This is a genomic window from Aeromonas sp. QDB11 (assembly GCF_027705265.1).
Taxonomy (GTDB): Bacteria; Pseudomonadota; Gammaproteobacteria; order Enterobacterales; family Aeromonadaceae; genus Aeromonas; species Aeromonas allosaccharophila.
The window spans coordinates 1-1,151 of sequence record NZ_JAPDBM010000180.1 but is presented as its reverse complement, the minus strand read 5'-3'; the positions used below and the strand labels follow the sequence as shown (position 1 = coordinate 1,151).

Annotated in this window: 2 protein-coding genes; both read left to right on the top strand. The window is 58.7% G+C overall.

Going from position 1 to position 1,151, the window contains the following annotated elements; all coding sequences use genetic code 11:
- Positions 1-6: 6 nt before the first annotated feature.
- Complete coding sequence (locus tag OKC40_RS22525) at positions 7-150, top strand: type IV toxin-antitoxin system YeeU family antitoxin (RefSeq protein ID WP_270797035.1); 144 nt, start codon at positions 7-9, stop codon at positions 148-150.
- A gap of 435 nt (positions 151-585) precedes the next feature.
- On the top strand, positions 586-1,151 hold a 566-nt coding region (locus OKC40_RS22520), incomplete at its 3' end, for a type I restriction-modification system subunit M N-terminal domain-containing protein (protein ID WP_270797034.1).

The window sequence follows — 1,151 nt, the reverse complement described above, 5'->3', positions numbered from 1 at the left end:
GGCGAACTGGATGCCCAGCGCCAGCAACGTATCACTATCCAGCATGGAGGCTTTACCTGCGAAGCCGATACCCTTGGCAGCCACGGCTATGTCTACTTAGTCATTTACCCAGCGACGAACATGGACGCCAATCCTAAGCGCAAGACGTGACCACCAATCCGCTTGTGGTTACATTTTGGCACCTACTCATCCGTGATTAATGGGATAGGTCGTGGGGAAGGCCAATTCATGGCCTTTCCTTTGTTTTTTTGCCCGCTAACGTGAGACGTTGACCATTTCATCTCTGCAATAACAACGATGCGCAGTGATCACCTTTCGCGTGACATTACGCATAGTGCTGCGGGGTTCATTTGTATAAACTGCCCGCCAGATAATGGATAGACGACTGACGGGCCGGACTTTTTCTCGCCGATGCATCACCTTGGCTGCATCGCCTTCTGTTGACCCACCACCCTGGATAGGTCCCTGCTGCGCCCGCAAGGCTCGGCATGCGCCGTTCCGTCAGTCTGACGACTTGGCCCGCATCCTCACCTTGGCTTTCGCGCAGGTGGGTTATGACGGCAATACGCATAACCGGAGAACCCCATGACCGACCTCAACGAGCTCAGCCAAGCGCTGCTGGCCGCCGTTCCTGAAGATGGCAGCAGTATCGGCAACCAAGCCCTGATGGAAACCTTGAAAGCCCAATTCAGCGACCTGACCGATGAGGACTTTACCGCCGCACGCGAGGCCCTGCTGGAACAGGGCGTTCTGCGCAAGGGGCGCGGGCGGGGCGGTGCTGTACTCCGGGTGTTGGAAGGCGACGCCGCCGTCGCTGCACCACGCAAAGCGAAGGCCAGTGGCAAGGGCAAGCAGGCCAAGGATGCGCCGCAAGCGACAGGTATCGAGGGGCTGAAGAAGACCCTGTGGGCTGCCGCAGACAAGCTGCGTGCCGACATGGACGCCGCCGAGTACAAGCACATCGTGCTGGGCCTTATCTTCCTCAAGTACATCTCTGACTCCTTCGCCGCCCGTCGCGCCGAGCTGACCCGCCGCTTTGCCGATGAGAGCGACGAGTACTTCCTCTACGACTGTGACGATGAGCTGCTGGCCGAGGAGCTGGAAGATCGCGACTACTACCGTGAGGTGAACGCCTTCTGGGTACCGGAAGG